The organism is Streptomyces iranensis (assembly GCF_017874715.1).
Taxonomy (GTDB): domain Bacteria; phylum Actinomycetota; class Actinomycetes; order Streptomycetales; family Streptomycetaceae; genus Streptomyces; species Streptomyces iranensis.
Genome location: NZ_JAGGLR010000033.1, coordinates 23061 through 46070, shown reverse-complemented (window position 1 = coordinate 46070; position 23010 = coordinate 23061). Strand labels below are relative to the sequence as shown.

Sequence of the window (23010 nt, the reverse complement as noted above, 5' to 3'; positions counted from 1 at the left end):
CGTCCGGGACTGAGCCTGTGCATAAAGCACAAGCTGAGCACGGCAGTCCGCGACGAGGGCAGGTTACCGTGCGGTGATGTCGGCCGCGTATCGTGCGCGTCATGCGACGTGCTCGTTCTCCCCGCCGTCCGGTGGCGCGGGCGGTGGCCGCCGCGCTGCTGACCGTGGCGCCCCTGGCCGCTCAGTCCCCGCCCGCAGCCGCGGACTCCGTCGAACTCCCCGCCATCCCCGCCGTTCTGGCACCTGACGCGGCATGCACCCAGGCGTCCGGTGAGACGGCGCGGGACAAGCCGTGGACCCGGCAGGTCCTGGGGCTCTCCCGGACTTGGCCGCTGGCGGACGGCGGTGGCGTGACCGTCGGCGTGGTGGATACCGGGGTCGGCACGAATATCCCCGCCCTGTCCGGCCGCGTCACCGCGGTCGGCGGCGCGGGCACGGACTGCGTGGGGCACGGCAGTTTCGCCGCCGGCCTGATCGCGGCCAAGCCCGGCGCGGGCTCGGGCATGGCGGGCGCGGCGCCCGGCGCCCGGATCCTGGCGGTGCGCGGCACGGACCAGCGCGGCAACCCCACGGCGGTCCAGCTCGCCAGCGGGATCCGGGCCGCCGCCGACGGCGGGGCGGACGTCATCTACGTCGGGCGCGCGCTGCCCACCGGCAAGGCCCTGCTGACGGCCGCCGCCGCCCACGCGGCCCGGCGCGGCGCCCTCGTCGTCGCCCCGTTCGCCCCGGACGCGCTGCCGGAGGACCCCACGACCGGCAAGCCGGCGAAGCCCGCCCCCTGGTACTGGCCCGCCGCCGCACCCGGGGTGCTGTCGGTCATGGACTACGGCCCGGACGGCACACGGCCCGAGAACGCTCCGGAGACGTCGGGGGCGGACCTGGCGGCGCCGGGCGACGCGGTGGTCAGCGTCGGACCGAGGGGCCGGGGCCACTTCATCGGCTCCGGCTCCTCGCTGGCGGCCGCGAACGTCGCCGGGGCGGCCGCGCTGGTACGGGCGCGGTACCCGGAGATGACCCCGGCTCAGGTGTCCCGTCAGCTCATCACGGCGGGCTATCCGGCGGTTCCGCCGAGGCTGGACCCGTACGCGGCGGTGACCTCCGTCCTCACCGACAAGCAGGGCGCCGCGCCCCGGCAGGTCCCCGCGCACGTCCCCCCGAAGCCTTCCGCGGAGCCGCGCGATCGCGCGCTGCTGATCGCGGGCGCGGGCCTCGGCGTGGTGGTGCTGATGGCCGCGGCGGCCGCGGTGATCCCGCGCGGCCGGGCCCGGGGCTGGCGCCCGGCGGGACAGGACCGGACCGTCGCCTGACGCCTCGGCCCGCCGCCTCCCGGGAGGCGGCGGGCCGAGGTACCGTCAGCTCTCCTCGCCGTCCACCAGCGCCGTCTGCACCTGCGTCGTCTTGCGGCGGGCGATCCGGACCGCGCGTCCCGGATTCATGATCTTGCCTTTGACGTTGCCCAGCAGATAGCCCTCCGAGGGTGGGCAGGACATCAGCAGGGCCGGGGTGTTGACCTCCAGGAGACGCCGCATGAGCAGCTCGTTGAGGCCGCGCCCGGCACCGGAGGCGGAGCGGGTGACGATGATGTGCAGGCCCACCTCCCAGCCGAGGGCGAGGTGGTTGAGGAGCGGGTCGAACGGCGCGTTACCGATCCCGGCGCCCACCATGTCGTAGTCGTCGACGAGGATGAACAGCCGCGGCCCGTTCCACCAGTCGGCCTGCTTCATCCGGCCGGGGGCGATGTCCGCGCCCGGCAATCGGGTCTGCACGGCTTTTGCGGCCCCGTCGACGAGGTCCTTCAGCGCGTCCATGGACACCGCGTGCCCCAGGCGGTATTCGTCCGGCACCGCCTCCACCAGGTCACGGCGGTAGTCCACGATCATGATCCGCGCCTCGGCGGGGGTGTACCGGTCCATGATGGCCTTGGCCATCAGCCGCAGCAGGTTGGTTTTGCCGCTCTCCGTGTCGCCCACCACGACCAGGTGCGGGCTCTCGCTGAAGTCGTGCCAGACGACCGACAGCCGCTCCTCCTCCAGGCCGATCGGCACCCGGAAATCGCCGTCGGCCGGGGGCAGCGACCGCGCGGGCAGCTCCGTCGGCAGCATCCGCACCCGCGGGGCCGCCGGGCCGGACCAGCTCTCCTTGATCGCGGACACCAGGCCCGCCACACCCTCGGAGAGGTCCTCGGCCGACTCCCTCCCGTCGATGCGGGGGAGTGCCGTGAGGTAGTGCAGCTTGCCTTCCGGGGTGAGCCCCCGGCCGGGGACGCGCGGCACGGTGGCGGCGCGGCGCGAGTCGATCTCGGAGTCCATGGAGTCACCCATCCGCAGCTCCAGATGCGTGGCGGCCTGGTCGCGCACTGACGAGGTGAGCTCCACCCAGCGGGCGGTGGTCACGATGAGGTGGATGCCGTAGTTGAGGCCGCGGGCGGCGATGGAGGCGAAGGTCTGGACGTTGCGGTCGAAGTCCTGGCGCACCGTGGACCAGCCGTCGATGACCAGGAACACGTCGCCGTGCGGCTGGTCCGCGAACTCGCCGGCGGCCCGGCGGCGGCGGTACGTCGCCATGGAGTCGATGCCCTGGGTCAGGAAGAACCGCTCGCGGTCCGCCAGCAGGGCGCTGACCTCGGAGATCGTACGGGCCACCCGCTCGGTGTCCAGACGGGCCGCGACCCCGGAGGTGTGCGGCAGATCGGCGATACCCGCCAGCGCGCCGCCGCCGAAGTCCAGGCAGTAGAACTGCACTTCGCGCGGGGTGTGGGTGAGGGCCAGCGCGGTGAGGATCGTCCGCACCATGGTGCTCTTGCCGCTTTGCGGCCCGCCCGCGATGGCCACGTGGCCGCCGACGCCCGACAGGTCGATCGTCATCAGGTCACGCACCTGCTCGAAGGGCTTGTCCACGATGCCGATGGGCACCGTCAGCCGTCCCCGCATCGGCGAGCCGACCGTGGTGAGCCCGAGCTCGGGGTCGGGGGTCAGCGGCGGCAGCACCTGGTCGAGTGTGGAGGGCAGGTCCAGGGGCGGCAGCCACACCTGGTGGGCCGGGGGACCGGCGCCGAGCAGCCGCTCCACGGCGACCGACAGCAGCGTGTCGCCGGTCTCCTCCTCCGGCTCCGGCTCGGGTTCGGGCACGTCGGGAAGCTGGCGCGGCACCACGTAGCCGGCCGTCCACGGCACCGTCTGGCTGGCCACCCGAGCCTGGTTGGCCCGGCTGCGCCGCTGCTGGTACGGGCCGGAGACGTAGGCGGCACGGAAGCGGGTCAGCGGCTCCACACCGGACTTGAGGTAGCCGCTGCCCGGCTGCGGCGGGAGCTGGTAGGCGTCCGGCACCCCCAGCACACCGCGGCTCTCCATGGCGGAGAAGGTGCGCAGACCGATGCGGTACGACAGGTGGCCCTCCAGCTGGTGCATCCGCCCCTCGTCCAGCCGCTGCGAGGCGAGCAGCAGATGGACGCCGAGGCTGCGGCCGAGCCGTCCGATCATCACGAACAGATCCATGAAGTCCCGGTGGGCGGCGAGCAGCTCGCTGAACTCGTCGACGATGACGAACAGGCTGGGCATCGGCTGCAGCGGGGTCCCCGAGGCCCGCGCCTTCTCGTAGTCCAGCGCGGAGGTGTAGTTCCCGGCGGCCCGCAGCAGTTCCTGGCGGCGCATCAGCTCGCCGTGCAGGGCGTCCCGCATGCGGCTCACCAGCGCCGCCTCACCGGCCAGGTTGGTGATGACGGCGGAGGTGTGCGGCAGCTCGTCCAGGCCGAGGAAGGTGGCGCCACCCTTGAAGTCCACCAGGACGAAGTTGAGTGTTTCCGAGGAGTTCGACAGCGCGAGCGCCAGCACCAGGGTGCGCAGCAGCTCGCTCTTCCCGGAGCCGGTGGCCCCGATGAGCATGCCGTGCGGCCCGGTGCCGCCCTGCGCGGACTCCTTGATGTCCAGTTCCACCGGGGTGCCGTCCACGCCGACCGCGATCGGCACCTTGAGCCGGCTGGAGCCGGTGGCCTGCTGCCACAGGCCGGCCGGCTCGTGGTGGTACAGGTCGGAGATGCCCAGCAGGGTGGTCAGCTCGACGTCCGAGGCGAGCGGCTCGGAGGCGTCGCCGCCCATGCCCATCCGGTACGGGGCGATGCGCTTGGCCAGGGAGGTGGCGCCCGTCGGCCCGAAGGTGTCGGGGCGGCCGAGGCGGGTGGTCTGCTCCTTGCGCTCGCGGTCGGTGCGCACCAGCTCGAACGCGTCCTCGCGCACGTCGAAGCGGAGCGTGACGCGGCCCGGGCGCCAGGTCAGCGCGCCGGTGAGGTCGAGGACGACGGCGTTGCGGAAACCGGCCCCGTCCAGCCGGTGCCGGTCGGGGACGCTGCCCCCATCCACCACGATGACGGTGAACGGCTCGTCACGGCCGGTCCCGGCGTCCGGGTCGAACGAGGGCCGCTCCAGGAACTCGGCCCCGAGGAGGTCCTCCAGCTCGTTGATGGCCGAGACGAACATCCGGGCCGGGCCGGCACCGTCGTTCTCCTGCGGGTGAAGATTGTGCGGAAGCCACTTCACCCATTCCCAGTCCGCGCGTCGTTCGTCCGACACGCACAGTGCCACCCACACGTCGTCGGGCGAGTGGAAGGTCGCGAGCTGGGCGACGATCGCGCGGGCGACGGAACGTATCCGCTCCTCGTCACCCCGGAACAGCACGCGCGCCCAGGCCCGCAGATAGATGGCGATGGGCTGGTCGGGCACCGTGGAATACGCGCGGATGAAGCTGCGCAGGGCGTGCGCCGCCAGCGGCTCCAGGTCCTCGACCGGGGTGGTGGCCGTGGGCGTCAGCCGCAGGCCGAGCTTCTGCTCCCCGACGGCCACCCTGATCTCGCCGAAGTCCTCGTCCTGCGGGCGGCGCTCCCACAGCCGCGTGGTGCCCGCCAGCGACCACAGGGCCGACGGCGGGGGGTGGCGCCACGCGAGCGCCTTCTGCTGATCGGACACGGCGGCGCGGACCTTGCGCCGGATCTGGGTGAGATAGCGCAGGTAGTCGCGGCGCTCGCCCTTCAGGCGCTGTTTGCGCTCACTCGACTTGCGCATCATCTGGCCCAGCATCATGGCGGCGGAGGCGAACACCATCAGGCCGAGCGCCACGTACATGAACTGGCCGCCGCCCCGGCCGCTCATCCCCGGCCTCATGAACATCAGCATCATGGACACCGACATCAGCGCCATGGGCAGGTAGGTCCAGATGGCGGAGGAGTCCGGCACCACTTCTGGCAGCGTGGGAGGTTCCTGAAGATTCAGCTCCCCGTCGGGCATCTCGGGGCCGCGCCGGCGGGCGGGGCGGCGGAACAGGACCACGCTCAACGAACAGTCTCCTCACGGGCGGGAAACAGGCGGGAAAGGAGGGAAACACGCCGGACGACGTCGGTGGGGAATACGTCCTCGGGCCGCGGGCGCCACGATGCGTCCTCACCGGCCACGGAGAAGCGGCTGCGCAATCCCGGTATACCAGTTCGACGCCTCAGCCAGTAATGTGCACCCTCCCGGAGGGACATTCGGCGCACACCTACGATCGTGCCCCAAGAGCAACACCAGTCCAACTCCACCGCCTTCAGGCGGAACCCGGGATCCTCCCTCTCGCAGACCCCCGGAAGAAGCGTGCCCGATGACTGACAACCAGGTGGCCGGCCTGTGCCGCCTGACCGTACGTGCACCGGCCAAGTCCATCGACCTCGCGGTCCCCTCGGACGTTCCTGTGGCCGACCTGCTCCCCGCCGTCGTCGGTTACGGCGGCGACAACCTCGCCGAAACCGGCATCGACCACGGCGGCTGGGTGCTGCAGCGCCTCGGCGGCGAACCGCTGGACGAGGAGCGCAGCCTCGACTCCTACGACCTGCGCGACGGCGAGACGCTCTACCTCCGGCCGCGTATCGACGCCCTCCCCGAGGTCCACCTCGACGACCTGGTGGACGGCATCTCCACCACCATGCAGGACCGGCCGCACGGCTGGACCCCGCTGGCCAGCACCCGGCTGCTGCGCGGCTTCGCGGTGACCGCGCTGCTGGCCGGGCTGGCCGTCCTCGCGCTGCCCGGCGGCTCCTCCGACCTGCGCGCCCTGTGCGCGGCCGCGGCCGGAGTGCTGCTGCTCGCCGGTGCGGGCTCGGCCAGCCGCGCGGTGGACGACGCCGCCGCCGGCGCCGCCCTCGGCTTCATGGTGGGCCCGTATCTCGCGCTCGCGGGGTGGCTGCTGCCCGGCGGCGACCTCGGCGGTCCGCACAGTCACGAGGTCCTGGGCGCCCGGCTGCTGGCCGCCTGCGCCGCGGGCGCGGGCGGCGCGATCGTCGCGCTCGCCGCCGTGGCGTCGTTCGCGGCGCTCTTCCTCGGCCTCGCCGTGGTCATGCTCTTCGGCACCTTCGCCGGGGCCCTGATGGCCGTCACCGACCTGGGACCGGCCCATGTCGCCGGCGTCCTCGCCCTGGTGGCCGTCATCCTCGGTGCGTTCGTCCCCTCGCTCGCCTTCCGGATGTCCGGCATGCGCATGCCGCCGCTGCCGACCAACGCCCAGCAGCTCCAGGAGGGCATCGAACCGCACCCCACCGGCGTGGTGGCCGCGCGCTCGGTGCTCGCCGACGGCTGGATGTCCTCGCTGTACGGGGCGGTGGGCGCGGTCTGCGCGGTCTGCCTGGCCGTGCTCACCCACGACGACGGACTCGCCGAGGTCATCATGGCCGTCGTGCTCTCGCTGCTGCTGTTGCTGCACGGGCGCGGCCTGGGGAACGTATGGCAGCGGCTCTCCCTCTTCATCCCCGGGGCCGGAGGCTTTCTGCTGCTCGCCCTCTTCAACGCCCTGTCCTATGCGCCGGGGAGCCGGATGGTGCTGGTCGCCGGTCTGCTCGCCGCCACCGCGGGCATCGCCATCGCCTCCTGGACTGTGCCCGGACGACGGATCGTGCCCTACTGGGGGCGGGCGGCGGAGATCCTGCACACCACGGCCGCGATCGCCCTGCTGCCCCTGGCCCTGTGGGTGCTCGGGGTGTACAGCGCCCTGCGCGGCCTGAACGGCTGACGGCCCGAACCGGAGGAACGTAAACGTGCAGTCCAAGCGCGACCAGGTCCAGGCGCACATGTTCGTCATGGGGCGGCTCACCTCGGGCATGCTGCGTGCCGACCCCGACGCCCCGGAGAGCCCCCAGGGCCGGACCAACCGCGGCGTCGCCATCAGCGTGATCATCGCGATTCTGATCTCCGCGGGAGCCTTCGTGTTCGGCCTGCTGAAGCCCGGCACGAACAACTCCTGGAAAGCGGGGCGGACGCTGGTTGTCAACAAGGAGACCGGCGGCCGGTACCTCTACCTCAACGGACGGCTGCGCCCGGTGCGCAACTACACCTCTGCGCGGCTGCTCCTCGGCGCGGACATGAAGACCGCGTCGGTCGGCGGCACATCACTGAGCGGCACACCGCAGGGGGCGCCCGTCGGCATCAGCGGAGCCCCCGACGACCTGCCGGACGGCTTCACCACCGACCCGTGGCAGGTGTGTTCGGGCACCGTCACCGGCTCCACGGGCACCGCGCTCGCCGTCGGCAAGGACCTCGGCGGCACCGGACTCGACGCCTCTCAGGGACTGCTGGTCAGGGGACCCGACAAGGCCCAGTACCTGGTGTGGCAGGGCAGCAAACTGCGTCTGAACGTCCAGGGAGGCGCCCACGAAGCCCTCGGCTACGGTTCACGCGAGTCCGTCGCGGTCTCCGCCGCGCTGCTCAACTCCCTGCCCACCGGTCCGGATCTCTCCGCACCCGATGTGCCGGGCCGGGGCGCCGCGGGGCCGAGGCTCGGCGGTGGCCAGACCCGGGTCGGACAGGTCTTCAAGGTCTCCGCGACCGGCGGCGACGCCCGGTACTACGTGCTGCGCAAGGAGGGGCTGGCACCCATCAACGCGACGGTGGCGGCGCTGCTCCTCGGCGACGCGGCCACGAAGCGGCAGGCGTACGCGGGCAGCGCGGCGAGTGCCGTGCCCCTGGGCGCCGAAGGGGTGATCGGCCACCTGGCGCCGGCCTCCGAGGGCGCCGACACGTGGAAGGGCGTGCCGCCGAACCCGCCGAAAGCGGTGGACCTCGCCGACGATCAGACCCCGTGTGTCTCCGTCCGGCCGGGCGACAAGGGAACGCGGGTGAGTGTCTCCCTGGCCGGCCGCGACGGCCTCGGCCCGGCCGCACAGGCACCGCTGGAGGGGCTGGCCGCGGCCTGTGTGACCGTCAACCGGATCGTGGTGCCGCCGGGCAAGGGCGCGCTGGTGCACGCGCTGGCCGCCGACGGGTCGAACGTCGGCAGCACCCTCTACCTGGTGACGGACAGCGGAGTGAAGTACCGGGTGCCGACGGCCAAGGCGATGGAGGCGCTGGGGTACACCAAGGGTCAGGCGCAGAGGCTCCCGTCGTCGCTGCTGTCCATGCTGCCCACGGGACCGGACCTGAACCCGGGGGCGGCGGTGTCGGGTGAGGGCAAGGCGACGGCGCCGCAGTGTGACGGAGGCAACAAAAAGGCAGTGAACCGGTGAGGTCGCGTGGCCGTGTAGCTCGTAGGCATATCGACACGAGGCTGGCTTGACGTACGTCAGTCTTCGTCAAGTTCCCGAAGGCCAGGGGAAGTTATTGAAACGTATGTGTGGCACGTCTTCTTGTCGGTAAGCGTTGCTTATCGCTCTCCGGTCTTCCGGTCTTCCTGTCGTCGTTGTCCGGACAACTGGATGCCGACGGTCCGCATCCGGTCACGCAAGCCGCGTCAGCGCCTTGGGCCTGGCGGCGAAATCCACCGAAAGAGGCAGAGTTCATGGCGGGTATGCAGCAGGCAGAAGAAAGCGCGACACGGAACGGCATCCAGGCCCTGGAGATGGCCTTCTCGGGTGTCCAGAGCCGTCGGCAGGACGTCGAGAACACGAAGCACAACATGATGCAAGCTCTCCAGGGCAGTGACGGTAAGGCATTTCAGGACCTCCTGGACGCCTGGGACGAGCACGCGGAAATCATCTCGAAGAACCTGCAGGACATGATCAACGAGCTCAACGAAACCCTCCGCTCGCAGGGCATGACGCAGGGCTCGTCGAATGAGCAGATCAACCAGCAGTACAACCAGTCGCAGAGCATTTTCGACGGTCTGATGGGCTCCACCGCCGGACGGTGATCGATCGGGCCGGTCTCCCACCGGCCCGGGGCTTCGGATGTCATCAGCCGAAGCGCCTTCCGTATCCCACATCCACCCTAGCGAGACGAGGCCATCGATGCCGGACAACCTCACTGACGGTTTCATCTACGTCAGCTACGCCCATGCCGAGACCGCGGTCGAGGACATGCGCCTGCAGACACGCGAGATCGAGAAGATCATCAACAGCCTGAACGAGGAACTCCGGGTGCTGCAGCGGTCCTGGGAGGGTGAAGACCGCCAGGCCTACAACGAGAAGCAGCAGGCCTGGAACCAGGCCGTCACGAACATGGGCAACTGGCTCAATAGGAACGGTGAAACCCTCAACGAGATCTCCAACCTCTACAGGCAGTCCGAGAAGAACCAGATGCAGGGCTGGGAGGGCGTGAAGATTGGCCGCTGAGCGCGGCGCTTTGCGGGCGGCTGTCCACGCGTTGGGACACGTGGGGCAGTCGCCCGCTGTGTCATCCAACTATCCGGTAAAGAGAGGCGGAGAACATGGCGGACCAGCCCGCGACGCAGCTTGACAAGGCGTGGATCGAGAACTTCCGGAAAGTCGACCTTCAGGACTTCCGGGACGCACTCAGGGCGATAACTTACGACACCAAGTCTGACCCCGTCATTCCCGCGATGAAGACCCTGACGGGGGAGGACGCCCTCCCCGAGGGGCTTCCGCCAGGAACGCCCTTGCCATTGACCATGGGGGACCTGGCGACCGACGTGAAATATGTGCACGGGCAGACGGTGAACCAGGAGGTGGTGAAGATGGTGAAGACCCTCAACGGGATCATCGACAGCCACATCACGCTCTTCGAGGACATCGACGGGGCCCTCGAGGAAACCATTGAGACCCTGTTCAAGACCCAGGGGGTCAGCTTGGACAAGGTCGACGGCCAGAAGCTCATGGACATCTTCGAGGACGAGGACGTCGAGGTCGACCTCACGACCCCGCCGGACCAGGAGGGCGAGGACGAAGGCAAGTAGACCCCGACGCCGCTACGTTTTTCCTCGCTTGTAGATCTTCCCTCTGCTTGTAGATCCCCCTTCTGACGGAGCCTCGTCTGCCATGGCCGATGACAAAGAGTACGCCGACTACTGGCGGATAGCGGTCCAGCTCTTCACAGGGTTTGCTGCGCCGGAGAGGGCCACCCTGTTCGCGGGAGGAAAAGAAAAATCAGGGATCGTCGGTAACGATGACATCAAGCAGATGAAGGTGGAGATCACTAAGCAGGACAGCGTCGATACCGTCGACGTCGACGATTGGCAGTGGAAAGTCGACAACGCGGGTTATGACATCAACAACACCGACTTCGTGATCCCGTTCTATACGGACGACGGCAGCGTCAAAATGTACAAGGCCCGCATCACGCTGCTCGGTGTAAAGACCATGAGCGACGATGAGTTCGTTGGCAGCGACGATTCGGTGGGTAGTGAGGGAAAAAGCAAGTACGCCAAGGACCTGAAGGATGGCGCGTTCCAAAAGGCGAGTGGCGGCAACAACCTGACATGGGACACGTTCGATCTGACCAAGTACTCCTACGGCACTGGGAAGGCGCTGCAGGCCCTGCTCGACAAGGAGAACGGAACCCTTGGGTTCAGTTGGGGTGGCGAGTCTGCCATCCCCCTCGACAAAGGCGTCCGCCTGGGATCCTTCGATATGGCTGCGGAGGCTTTCGACCGGGTGGCCAAGTTCTTCTACGACAGCAACACGACCATGACCGAATGGCAGAAACGGCTCGGCTTGGAGGAGAACGAGGCATGGCAAGGTATGGCGGCCGGCGTCTTCTGGGACCTCATTCATGAAGTCGGCGGCCGATACGAGAACTATGCCCAGGATATGGGCTACATCGGTGGCTCGTCCAAGCAGGGCCGAGAGCTCAGAGCAGCGGGTGAGGCTCTCCGGACGCAGGCCCAGAATCTCGTCAACGCGTGGGATAAATGGGCTTGGGAAAAGGGCAACCCGCTGCGTTGGCTCGTCGATCTGCTGACTGAGATATCCGATAATTCTTGGTACAACAATATAAGGCAGATTGATTCTGAGTATCACTACAGTTCCAGTCCGCACAGCTCGGGATATTGGTCCTACAGCACGACGGAGGACTTCACGTCGGAAGCCATCGACGCGGACGGAAAACGCGGGAAATATGGCGACATGAAGGACTTGACCACCTGGAAGGCGGTCGGCGATGAGGCGGTCAAAAGGTGGGAAAGAGGTGTCAAGGAAGGTCTGATTGACCCCGCTGAGGAAGCGCTGGACGAGCTGAGCAAAGCCTGGGGGTCGCGGGTATTCGATCTGGGCTCGATCAGCACCAGGGGCGATAAGGGCCTGTCCGAGGAGTGGGCCGAAGACAAGGCAGCGAAGGAAAAGAAGGACGCGGAGGACAAGGCCGCGAAGGACAAGGCGGCCGCTGACGCGAAGTACGCGGCCGACAAGAAGGCCGCAGAAGACAAGGCGGCGGCGGACAAGGCGGCCGCTGACGCGAAGTACGCGCGGGACAAGAAGGCCGCGGAGGACAAGGCGGCGGCGGACAAGGCCGCCGCTGACGCGAAGTACGCGAAGGAGAAGAGGGAGGCGGAGGCCGAGCAGGAGCGGAAGGAGAGGGAGGCGAAGGCCGAGCAGGAGCGGCTGGAGAAGGAGGCGGAAGCGGAGGCGGCCGCCAAGGAGAAGGAGCAGGAGCGGAAGGAGAAGGAGGCAGAGGCGGAGGCGGCCGCCAAGGAGAAGGAGCAGGAGCGGAAGGAGAAGGAGGCAGAGGCGGAGGCGGCCGCCAAGGAGAAGGAGCAGGAAGTCAAGCAGGCCGCGGCGGAGAAAAACCAGCAGGAAATGCAACGGCAGGCGCAGGCGTTCCAGCTCCAGCAGGCGGCTGTGCAGAAGGCCGAACAGGAAAAGCGGGACAAGGAAATGGCCAGGAAGGAGGTCGAGCAGGAGAAGGAGCAGGAGCGGAAGGAGAAGGAGGCGGAGGCCGAGAAGGCCGAGGCGGAAAGGGAGCAGGAGCAGAAGGAGAAGGAGGCGGAGGCCGAGCAGAAGGAACAGGAAAAGAAGCAGGAACAGCTTCAGCAGGAACAGCAGAAGCGCCAGGAGGAGCTGCAGCGCGAGCAGGAGCAGAAGGAGGTCGAGCAGGAGAAGGAGCAGGAGCAGAAGGAGAAGGAGGCGGAGGCCAAGCAGGCCGAGGCGGAGGCCAAGCAGGAACAGATCCGGCAGGAGCAGGAGCAGAAGCAGGAGGAGAACCAGCAGAGGCAGGAGCGGCTCCAGCGGGACCAGATGGAGCAGCAGGAGCGGCTCCAGCGGGAGCAGATGGACCGGCAGGAACAGGTCCAGCAGCAACAGCAGGAGCGGCAGGATGAGTATCAGCAGCAACAGCAGGAGCGGCAGGACGAGTATCAGAAGCAACAGCAGCGGCTCAATGGTTCACTGAATGATAGCGACTTGCCACAGCCTTCGCCGGAGAACATCTCCGGACCGGTCAACGGCGACGACTCGCTGACCAACCCCGACGGCAGCGTGTCGCATATAGATTCGCAGGGCCGGGTCGTGACGGAATTCCCGGACGGCACGGAGTCAATAGTCGACCCGGATTCCCAGTCCTCGACCGTCACCAGGCCCGACGGCAGCTCATATTCCGGGCCGCTCAACTCGGATGATTCACTGCCCAACCCCGACGGCAGCACGACGCACCTGGATCCGCAGGGGCAGGTGGTCACCGAGTATCCCGACGGCAGCATCTCGAAGGTGGATCCGGACACCGGCGCCACCTCGATCACCGGCCCGGACGGTACGACGACCACGGGTCACCTCAACGACGGGAACAGCACGCCGCCCGACTACAGCCAGGGCGGCTCCGGAGGTGGCGGCTCCAGCAGCCTGAACCCGCCCACGTACGACTACGGTGACTCCAGTTACGAGGAGGAGCTGTACGACGACAAGCCGTACGACGACAGTCCGGCGGGGGGGTCCGGCTCATCCGAGGACACGTCCTCGAAGTCCTCGGGCAACCGTACCCCCCTGAACAGCGGGCCGCCGCCGGGCAGCCCCGGCCAGATGGGCGGCGGTATGGGGGGCGGTATGCCGATGGGCGGCATGGGCGGCATGGGCGGCATGGGCGGCATGGGTGGCCAGGGCGGAGGCGGCCAAGGCGGTCCCTCCGAACGCGTACGCAATGTGATCGACAGCGGCGATGTGGTCAGCAACCGCCGGAGCGACCCCCCGCGCGGCAAGGGCGGTCTGTACGACGACCGTCAGCAAACCGTCAACACAAGCGGCAGCAACCCGTTCCTTCCGGGTGGCGGCGGCGCGCCCGGACAGCCGGAGACCGAGAGCAGCGACCGTGAGCGCGAGGTCTGGGAGCCGGAAGAAGACGACGTCTGGGGCACCGACGAGGGAGGCTCGCCGGCCGTGATCGGTCGCTAGCCGATGCACCCTCGCGCTGATCGATGCCACGTCATGACCTCTATCCACCTTCGTGGGAGCATCCGTTGACCGAACCGTTGCAGGAGCGCATAGCCCAGGCCATGGCCGAACTGGAGGCCACCCAGGCCGCCGTCGCGCGGGCGGAGTCGGATCTCCGCCAGGCTTCCGCGACGGTGCGCTCGAACGATCGCGTAGTGGAGGTGACCGTCGGCGCGCAGGGAGAGCTCACGAAGCTGAATTTCCTCGACAACAAGCACCAGAGCATGACGGGCCCTCAACTGGCCGCCTCGATCCTTGAGGCCGCTCAGAAGGGACGAGCTCAGATAGCCCGCCGCGTGATGGACACCTTCGCGCCCTTCACCCAGCCCGGCCCCGAAGGGTCGATGCGCCGGGGAATCGACCTCGACTGGGACCGGATCTTCGGCTCGGCGCTGAGCGCCGACGGCCAGGCCGGTTCCGGCCGGTCGCGCAGGAACCGGCTGCGCGACGAGATCGACGAAGACACCGAGTGAGGGATGGCAGTGGCTGGTTACGGTGAGTACACGGGGAGCCCCGAGGACCTTGAGCGGCTCCAGAAGGAGCTAGGAGCGATTGCCGGGGCGGTGAAGAAGGCCTCCGACGACTTCCATGACACCGAAGCCGCCGTCGTAGGCTGGGACGGACAAAACGACTCGTTCTACTACCAGGTTGACCCGGGGTACCAGGAACAGAACGAAACCGTCCGCAGCATTCTCGCTTCCCTGGATGGCCTCGGGGAAGGGCTGCGGTCGGCCTTGGCGCAGAGCTCGATGGATATGAGGCGGACCAAGCAGCAAACTGGGGACGAGATCAACGATGCGATGTCGCAGAGGCCCGACATCGCGGGTGACGACGGAAAGCGCTAAATGTACGACCCCGAGTATCCCGAAGAAGTCAGTACGATGCTCTTCGCCCTGATCGGCGAGAAGCCGGTGCAGGCCAGGGCGCGGCTGACGTGGGATAGTCGTGGCCTTTACTTGAACCTCGGGCCGAGGCTGCTCGAGATTCGCTCCATGCTTCTGGAAGCGATACAGAGGGCGGAGCAGGCCCTTCCCCGGTCCGCGGCGGACAGCTTTGTGCAGGCCATGTCCACGGTGGCGAACCACAGCGGCAATGACATCATTCAGCAAGTAGTGACGATGCTCGATCGGTTCGCGGAGAACCAGGGGAACTTGTCCCTGAAGATCCAGCAGGCCCACTTCGAAATCATCCTCGAAGTCATTTCACTTATCGCGGAATTGGCGATTCTCGCCGTGCTGGCCGCTTTCACCGGCGGTGCCTCGGCTTCGGAGATGATCCTGGCCCGAATGAGGGCCAGGCTGTCGATTCTCATGACGGTGGATCGCCTCCTGCGAATGACCCACATTCTGTCGGCGGGGTCCGGGGGGTTGACGGAGGGCCTCCAGAGCCTCGTGGTTCAGCTCACCCAGATGGTCATCAACTCCCCCGGACAGAAGCCCAAGGGCATCGACTGGACGGACGTCGGGCTCAACGCGGCGGTCGGCGGCCTGGCCGACTTCTTCATCAGCAGTCTCGGCGCCTTCGTGCACCAGATCAAGAACAAGCTGTCGAACATCTTCAAGAACAATTTCGACACGGACCTTTTCGGTAAGTTCCGTGTGGATTTCAGTGATCTGTTCACCAGGCATAACCTCAACAATGTGGTGTTCGACGCTCCCACGACGTTCGTGGTCCACGGGATCGGTGAGGCGGGGGCCGAGGCCGCCGTCTTCGGTAAGTTCAATACGGATTCCTTCCTCGGCGCCGGCATGAGTGGGATATTTGACACGTACAGCTCCGGGGCGGTGCTGCAGGCTTCCATATCGCTGAACAATAAAATGTTCCCCGACGGGAACATGTTTAGCCAGTTCAACAACAAGACGAATGAGATCCTGTTCAACCGCATCGTGGGCGGCTCCCGGGACGCTTCCGCGACGAACTCGGACCCAGGTTCACAGAACCTGACGCCCACGCCCCCCTCCCCGAACGCCACCACGACCGTGGACTCCTCGGTCCTGAACACCCCCAACGCCCCGTACGTCCCCGGCGGAGACGGCATCACGCCGCCGCCCCAGAGCACAGTCGCCGACTACGACGGCTCGGACACCTCGTCCATCTCGTCGTACGACGACTCTTCCTCCAGCGTCGTCGACCGTGACTCGGAGCCGGAGTTCCCGGACACCACGTCCACCTCTTCCGATGTCCCCGACATCTCCACGCTTCCTGCTTCGAACGCGCAGACCACTCCCGACGCCGCAAGCACCTATCTGAAGAACCCGGATCTCCTCAAGGGTCAGAGTGACCTGGACGCCTCGTCGGAGTTCCGATACGACTCGCTTCTGCCGGACACCTCTGACACCTCGAACCCCCTCACCGGCGAGGACGGACCGAACACCTCGAACCTGCTCAACAACCCGAGTGCGCTCGGCAACCGGGTTTCTTCGAGCGATCAGCTTCCCCTGAACAGCCCGCAGCCCCCCGTATCCCCCGGCTCGCAGCTGAACGGGGATCTCGCCGACGGCTACAACGCCCCCGGCGACCTCGGCTCCGAGCAGAACGATGCGCCGCCGGGCGTCATCGATGCCCCGCACACCCCCGGCAGCGGTGCCCCCAACGCCCAGCACCAGGCCGAGATCACCCACGCGCGCGAGAACTACGGGGGAGCGCTCGCCACGTACGTCAACGCCGCCCAGACCGTCGACGAGCTCGGCAGGACCATCGATGCGGCGGCCGACAACGCGGCCGACAACAACGTCGGCATCGGCCCTGACGCCACGGTGGCGCTCGCGGACGCCCAGGCGCGGGCCCAGCAGGCGCACAATCAACTGCTCGACGCGGCAGTCCAGTTGCGCGACCTCGGTGTCACACCGCACGCCGCCGGGCCGAACGACCCCGGTTACTCCCCGCCCCAGGTCCACCGGGACGCCGCCCAGCGCGAGTGGATCGCCCAGCGGCTCATGCCGGAGGACCTGCCGGAGAGCCTTGCGCAGGACCTGCCCCGGCTGCATGGCCCGAACGCCACCGTCTCCACGGCCGATCTGCGCGAGGCGGGTATCACGGTCCCCAGCCCGCAGACGGAGGCGGCCACCACCGGCGACCGTATCGCCGTCGGCGCGTTGGACCCGGTCGACCAGGTACGCCTGCTGATGGCCCAGCCCACCCTCTGGCCGGTGGAGATCGATGCCGTGGCGGCCAACGCGTCGCAGCGGATGTGGGACTCGGCGTACACGGACTTCAAGGCCGCGGCGCTCAGCGGTGATACGGGATCGTCGGCGACGACACCACAGACCGCGACACCACAGACCGCGACACCGCAGCCGAACGCCACCGCACCACACACCGGCACCCCGCGGCCGACCGAGGCCGAGGCCGACCGGGCCTGGGACAGCGCCATCGCCCTGGTGCTGCCGCTGGAGGTACGCCCCGTCCTGGCGGACTCCCGCCACGCCGATGCCCCGTACCGGGACGCGGTGCGGCAGGTCGCCGACCACCTGCTGACGCACGGACCGGACGCGGATTCGAGCGTCGCGCTCGCCGACACCCTCCGCACCGGCCTGGGCCTGCGCCCGCTCGCCCGCGCCACCGCCACGACCACGCCCCCCGTCCCATCGGCCCCGATTTCCCCCGCTCCCCGTCCTGTTGTCACCTCTTCGGAGGGGCCGCAGGACCAGGCCCAGGAAACGGTCGTCCCGTCCCCGCCCCCGCCGACCGCGACCGCCACCACGTCCAAGGGCCTCCCGGCCGACACGCCGCGCATCCCGTCCGACTCCGGCTACGACAGCGCCTCCGACACCGAGGCCGCCTCCGGCACCGACGTCGACTCCATGGTCGACCCGCTATCCGACACCGACACCCACCCCGGCACCGAGACGCTGCTTGACCCCGCCGGCGCCTCGGTGCCGGGGTTGAACGCCCCAGCCGCTTTGGCGGATCTTGCCGCGCGGTTCCCGGCCATGGGGGTGGATGAGCGTGCTGCGGAGTTGGCGTCGTTGTCTGCGAAGGACCGGGTGGAGCTGGCCAAGGACAGGGCGTTGGTGGAGCGTTTGCGTGCCACGTTGTCCGCGGCGGACTTCGGGGCCCTGGCGACCCAATGGCTTGTCGTCGTCCCTTCGGGTGTGGAGCGGCCGGAGGCGGCTCGGGAAGTGGCGGAGGCTCTGGTTGGGGGCATGCTGGGGAATTTGGATGTGGCGGTGGCGCTGCTGACCGGGGGTCGGCAGTTCATTGTGGTGCCCAGGGGTACGGAGTTGACGTCTCTCCCCGAGTTCGTTGATCGGCGCGGCACGTATATCGGGGGTCGTCGTGTTGACTTCGAGCGGGGAATGTACAGGTCACGGCGTTTTGTGGGGGCGTTCTCCGAGGAGAATCTGCTGGGTGAGACCACTGGTGTGGTCGGTGCCGAGAATGCGGTCGACGGTTATTCCATTGCCCGTCATGAAGTGGCTCACGCGATCGAGTCGGTGCTGAGCCGTCAGGACCAGGAGCGGATCGAGGCTGTTTACGAGGCGAAGCGGGCCAGGGGCGCTTCGGAGCAGTGGCCGGACGGTCGCCTCCCCAATTACTCCTCCAGTAGTGTGCATGAGTACTTCGCTCAGCTCAGCAATGCCTACATGGGTGCGAATACGGGCACCGATCCTGGCACCGGTGCTCCGCGTAACAACGGCTCGGAGTGGGTGGAGCAGTTTGATCCGGAGCTGCTGCCGTTGCTGCGGCGGTTGTATGGTCCGGGTCGGAAGGCGGCTTTCGCCGGCCTGTGGGACAACCCGTATCTGCTGACGGGTTTCCGTGCTTTGTGGGATCGGGCCGAGGGCGGGGTGGGGCCGGAGTCCGATGTGCCGGTGCCGCCGTCCGCCGGCCCGTCGGGGGCCCCGCAGTACGACGCCGATACGTGGACGAGCCACCAGCGGCCGGGCGGACGGCAGCGAATGGCCGTCGACATCCCCGACGACGACACCACCCCGACACGACCCACCACCAGCCAATCCCCCCAAGAACCGGAGGAAATCCTCCTCGCACCCCCGACGACAGCCGCACGCACTGTTTCCGCGCTGACGCCGGAACAAGCGCAGGACATCTTCGAGCCGGCGCCCACCAACAGCTTCGCCAGTATCGGGGAGATGCTCTCGGAGGCGACCGGGTCCGCGGATCTGCCGCCGCAGGGTCCGCACTCGGCGTCGGCGGAGTCGGCTGGGGAGTCGCCTACGGTGGAAGCCGACGCGACGCTGTTCGGGGCCCTCCGGTCCCGGTTGCCGGAGGGGACCCCGGGTCCGGCTTCCGGCAGTGCCTCTCCCGGGCAGGTGCCGGACTCGGTGGTACGGGAGCACGCGTCGGCCTGGTGGTCGGCGATGGGCGGCGCGCCCGAAACGACGCCTGAGGTGCTGGAACAGACTGGCTCTGGTCAGGCGGTGTTGGCGGCGCGAGAGCCTGAGCTGATTCAGTTTGACGATCAGGGCGAAGCCTACGTCGTCAACTGGGCGGATATCCGGGTCTCTTCGTGGTATCCGCAGCTTACGGCGGTGCAGCGGGAGCGGCTGCACGCTGTTGAGGATTACACGGTTCTCGGGGATGCGCTGGATCAGATCCGCGACACGGTGGTTGCCGCGGTGGATGGTGGTGCCGGGGCGGAGGATGCGCGGTTCCTCGCCGAGGCGTATGGGCGTAGGGGCAATCTGAGTGCGTATGACCCCGTGATGTTGCCGTCCGTGATATTGCCGCAGCTCGGACGGCATATGGAGTCGGTCGCGAATCCAGGAACCCTGTCGCTCGTTCCGGGTTCGATCACGGAGTTCGGGCATCATGTTCCGCATACTGATTTGATTGTTCCGCATCCGGGGCCGTGGGCGAGGAGTGGTGAGCGCACTGGTCTGGCGTCTTCTCTTGACCATGTGATGGGTCCGCACAGCACTGCTTGGGTCTTGACTGATAACGAGATGGATGGCGCGAGTCAGTCGGATGCCTTGGTGCGCGAGATCGAGGCGATCAACGAGCGCAATCGTGGCAGGCATGATTACGTTCCTTTGCGGGTGGATGTCTCCTCGCCGGCGGTGCGGCAGTCGGCTCAGGTTGTGGGCCGTGAGGCTGTCGATCTGGGTGGCGTGGAGCTCGTACTGCGGCATCAGGGCCCGTTCCGTCTGGTCACTGTGGTGCGGGACGGCGCGGCCACGCCGGTTTCCCAGGACTCGTCGGCGGCGGACGGCGGTGCGCGTGAGACGTATTTGGCTGAGGGGGCGATGAGGGATGAGGGGCAGTCGTCGTGGCAGTGGTCGAGTGTGCCGCCGATCGGTTCGTCTTATTCCGGTTATTCCAGTGCTCCGGCGGCTGGGCCCGGTGCCGCCTACCCGGCTGTGCCTGCCACGTTTACGGGTGTGATTTCTCCGCTGGACAGGGTGGAGGAGATTCGGCCGTACGATGTGCAGTCGGGTGGGTTGGACCGGCCGGATCCGTATGACCAGCAGCAGCTTGAGCAGGCGTTCCCGCGTGATAGGAGGGGGCGGTATGTGCGGTTCCCTGATCCGCGGGCCTCGACGGCCTCGGGAGGGCGTCCGCGTCGGTCAAGGGTTAACACCGCGGCTGTTTCTGCGGGGTGGTTGCAGTTGGTCAATGGCCGGTGGGCCGGTAATGCGGCGCGGATGCGTAACTGCATGGATGTTTCGCGTAGTGTTCTGGCGTCTTGGCATGGCAGGCCGATGGTGGCGGCGCCGGTGCAGGCGGCGGGGCGGCATGGCAGGCTCGAGCTCGAGCTCGACGCTACGCCGCGCACGGCGAGTTGGCTGGGCACGGGGTGGCGGTATCACGATTCTGGCCGGGAAACTGATATCTCGTGGATTTCCGCTCGGGCTTATCAGGCTATCGAGAGCCGGGTGCGTTCCGGGGGGCATGGCTCGTCTGCGGTCATGGTTTTCTGGCGTCCGAATGGGAACGTCCATTCCTATACTGTCCTCAATTTCAACGGCCGGCTTGACTGGGTGGATGGCCAGTCCGGGCAGGTGAGTGATCGGCCTTTTTATGAGGGGACTGAGTTCCTCTCGATCGAGCTCGATCCGAATATGCGGCCTATGGATCCTGTTCCGTTGCCTTTTTCGGAATTTCCTTCCAGTAGTCTGGCGCTGCTGGGGACGCCGGGTGTGCTGACGCCGGAAGGGGAGCCGTCCTCGCCGTTGCCTTCTTCGCCGTCGCGGGATCTGTTCCTGGACACCATGTCGCCCGACAAGGCGGGTGTTGAGGGGCTTGTGCACGATGCCTATGACCGCTCGTCCGGCACCGTTCCCGGTCCGGTCAATACGGGTGGTCCGGATGAGATGGCGGCGATCGAGCGGGCGGCGGAGTCGTCGTCCCTGCAGATGGTGCGGACGGTTACCCACCTCCCCCCGGCGGCCCCCCGCAGCACCGGGCCGGTGGCCCCGCCGGCGCCCGACTCCGAACCCGCCGGGACGCGGTCCGCTCGGAGGTCTGCCAGGCAGGGTGCGGCGTTGGTGGCGAATGTGCTCCGCACGAGGCTTCCGCGTCGTGTCGCCGGGCAGGTGCCGCCCGAGAGGCAGGCAGTGGTGGAGCGGCTGGACGCTCTCCGTCAGATGGTTCCGGAGTTCAGGGAGGGGTCCTTCGATCCGGTGCCGCTGGCTCGGAAGATCCTGCATCTGGGGCCGTCTGCTCGGGTGGGTGGGGCGGTGCGTGATCAGTTGTACGCGCTGGTGCGCGAGGCGATGGCGGAGGGGCGGGATACGAGTCTGGCGGCTTTGGGGGCGTTCCATCTCGCCCACCCCAAGGGGGGTGATCTGCTGTCGGAGCGGACTTTGATGTTCTCTCCCGTCGACGGTGTGGTGGTCGGTCGTAGCTTCAAGCGCACGTACGCGCCGCCGTTTGCCACGGGGAGGCGGGACATACGCGGTATCAAGGCCGATTACCTTCTCGAGGCGGATGGCGGGCAGGACCACGTCATGGCGCTGTGGCCGGACCGTTCGACGCGCCGGGTTCCGGGCGATGAGCTCGCCGAATTGCTCGCCATGGACAGGGAACTGGCCAAGCGGCATAAGGACGCCCGGCTGACGCTCATGGTGCCGCGCGCGGGTGACGGTGGGCTGGAGATGCCGCGGCGTATATCCGCCGTGCTTGACCGGAAGGTGCGGGCACACAGCGGTATACCCCGGTGGTCCTTCGGCGTGAACGGGGAGGTGGAAGAGGGGGTGGCGGACCAGCGGGCGCAGATGGTGGCGCTGGGTAAGTGGATCTCCAGCGAGCCCGATGATCTGGGCCCGGATGGTGCGTGGGCCAGGGAGGGGGACGGATTCATAATCCTGGCCGACGGCTCGAAGCTGATGGACCGGCATATGAAGAGTGCCACTGTCACCGATCCTGAGACCGAGAGGCCCGTCGGTCGTAGCGTGTTCACCGCCCGCGATCAGATCCTCCAAGAGCCGACGCTTGTCGACGTCCAACGCATGCAGGTCACCCATATCGACCCTGTCACCTACAAGAGAATCGCGCCTTGGCAGGATGCGAAGTGGGCCAGGCTGAAGGCTTATCACCTTTTTTCGCACAACGTTCCGGGCTGGTTCTACGTGGTGGACGCGCGGGTGGACGGAGAGGAGGGAGTGAAGGCCGCGGATGCCGAGCAGGTCGGCGGGTTCCTGAGGCGCCGCCCGAGTGTTCAGGCGCTCGACCCCAGGGATCCGATCGTCATAGGGTCGTGCTTTGCCAACGCGGCCTTCGACGGTCCCCCTCTCGCTCTGAACGAGGGCGCCGACGTGCCTTTTGTGGCCGATCCGTTGAGGACCCTTTCCCCGGCACGGACGGTAGCCGAGAAGGTCGACCATCCGGCGATCGTCGTCAACCGGGCGCACGCCAGTCATGAGGTCCGCGGGCGCTCCGAGGGCGGGCAGTCGATCGTTGCCACTGCCTGGGGGAAGAAAGGGCGGTGGGCCTGGCTGGAGCCGAAGCCGAAGCCGGAGGTGCTCGACGGTCTCGCGCGGACCGCCTTCGACATACCGGAATCCGCCGATGTGTCGAAGGACGACCTGGACGACGCATTGCTGTTGGTGCGTGCTCTGCGTGAGGTCTTCGGTGACGAGATCGAGAAGGACAGGGACGATCCGGCGGGGGAGTATCAGAAGCTTTGGCGCGGCATCGGGGCGCTGGAGACGATGCGGCGCAAGGATCAGGAGCTGGCCGAGGCGAGTTCCTTCAGCCTGGATTTGCTGGATTATGTGGTGCGGGCCCGGCTCGCGGAGCCGGGGACTGAGCCGGGGACTCCGAAGTCGCGGCCGACCACGTTCAAGGATGACGCCGAGCTTCACGACGCCGTCGGGAAGGTACTGAAGGAGGCACGGGAGCATCTGGACGGCGCGTCCGGCCGCGCCACCCTGCACGACTTCGTCCCGGCCTCCGCTTCCGGCCGCCTTGACGCCACCGTGGCCAGGATGGGGCTGCTCACCCCGGAG

The 23010-nt window shown here is 67.9% G+C and carries 11 protein-coding genes (1 of these 11 cut by a window edge); 10 read left to right on the top strand and 1 reads right to left on the bottom strand.

Annotated elements, in window-relative coordinates; genetic code table 11:
* The first annotated feature begins 101 nt into the window (after nucleotides 1-101).
* Nucleotides 102-1307, top strand: coding sequence for a S8 family serine peptidase (locus J2Z30_RS43615; protein ID WP_078957315.1), 1206 nt, complete (start codon nucleotides 102-104; stop codon nucleotides 1305-1307).
* Nucleotides 1308-1352: 45 nt separating this feature from the next.
* On the opposite strand, the gene eccCa is transcribed toward J2Z30_RS43615, so the two are convergent.
* Nucleotides 1353-5318 (bottom strand): type VII secretion protein EccCa, encoded by a 3966-nt coding sequence (eccCa, locus tag J2Z30_RS43610; protein WP_078956672.1) that lies wholly within the window; start codon nucleotides 5316-5318, stop codon nucleotides 1353-1355.
* A gap of 307 nt (nucleotides 5319-5625) precedes the next feature.
* Between eccCa and eccD the strand changes: the two genes are divergently transcribed.
* The 9 genes from eccD to J2Z30_RS43565 all read left to right on the top strand — a co-directional run.
* Entirely contained in the window at nucleotides 5626-7026 is a 1401-nt protein-coding gene (gene eccD / locus J2Z30_RS43605) for a type VII secretion integral membrane protein EccD (RefSeq protein WP_044570524.1), read from the top strand.
* A 25-nt stretch (nucleotides 7027-7051) separates the two neighbouring features.
* Entirely contained in the window at nucleotides 7052-8515 is a 1464-nt protein-coding gene (gene eccB, locus J2Z30_RS43600) for a type VII secretion protein EccB (protein WP_044570522.1), read from the top strand.
* A 272-nt stretch (nucleotides 8516-8787) separates the two neighbouring features.
* The gene (locus tag J2Z30_RS43595) at nucleotides 8788-9138 is read left to right on the top strand and encodes a hypothetical protein (RefSeq protein ID WP_044570519.1); all 351 of its coding nucleotides are present in this window, start codon (nucleotides 8788-8790) and stop codon (nucleotides 9136-9138) included.
* Nucleotides 9139-9235: 97 nt separating this feature from the next.
* On the top strand, nucleotides 9236-9559 hold the full coding sequence (locus J2Z30_RS43590) for a WXG100 family type VII secretion target (RefSeq protein ID WP_044570517.1): 324 nt from the start codon (nucleotides 9236-9238) through the stop codon (nucleotides 9557-9559).
* A gap of 95 nt (nucleotides 9560-9654) precedes the next feature.
* The gene (locus tag J2Z30_RS43585; RefSeq protein WP_044570514.1) at nucleotides 9655-10140 is read left to right on the top strand and encodes a type VII secretion system-associated protein; all 486 of its coding nucleotides are present in this window, start codon (nucleotides 9655-9657) and stop codon (nucleotides 10138-10140) included.
* A gap of 82 nt (nucleotides 10141-10222) precedes the next feature.
* A complete protein-coding gene (locus J2Z30_RS43580; protein WP_044570511.1) occupies nucleotides 10223-13561 on the top strand; it encodes an AAWKG family protein in 3339 nt (1112 codons plus the stop codon).
* Between the two features lie 65 nt (nucleotides 13562-13626).
* On the top strand, nucleotides 13627-14073 hold the full coding sequence (locus J2Z30_RS43575) for a YbaB/EbfC family nucleoid-associated protein (RefSeq protein WP_209469096.1): 447 nt from the start codon (nucleotides 13627-13629) through the stop codon (nucleotides 14071-14073).
* 3 nt (nucleotides 14074-14076) lie between these two features.
* Nucleotides 14077-14445 carry a hypothetical protein gene (locus J2Z30_RS43570; RefSeq protein ID WP_044570505.1) on the top strand — a complete coding sequence of 123 codons (369 nt, stop codon included), beginning with the start codon at nucleotides 14077-14079 and terminating at the stop codon, nucleotides 14443-14445.
* A 147-nt stretch (nucleotides 14446-14592) separates the two neighbouring features.
* Nucleotides 14593-23010 carry part of the coding region annotated (locus J2Z30_RS43565) for a lonely Cys domain-containing protein (RefSeq protein WP_209469095.1) on the top strand (this coding region is incomplete at its 3' end). 23060 nt of the annotated region lie beyond the right edge of the window, so 8418 of the 31478 annotated nt are shown.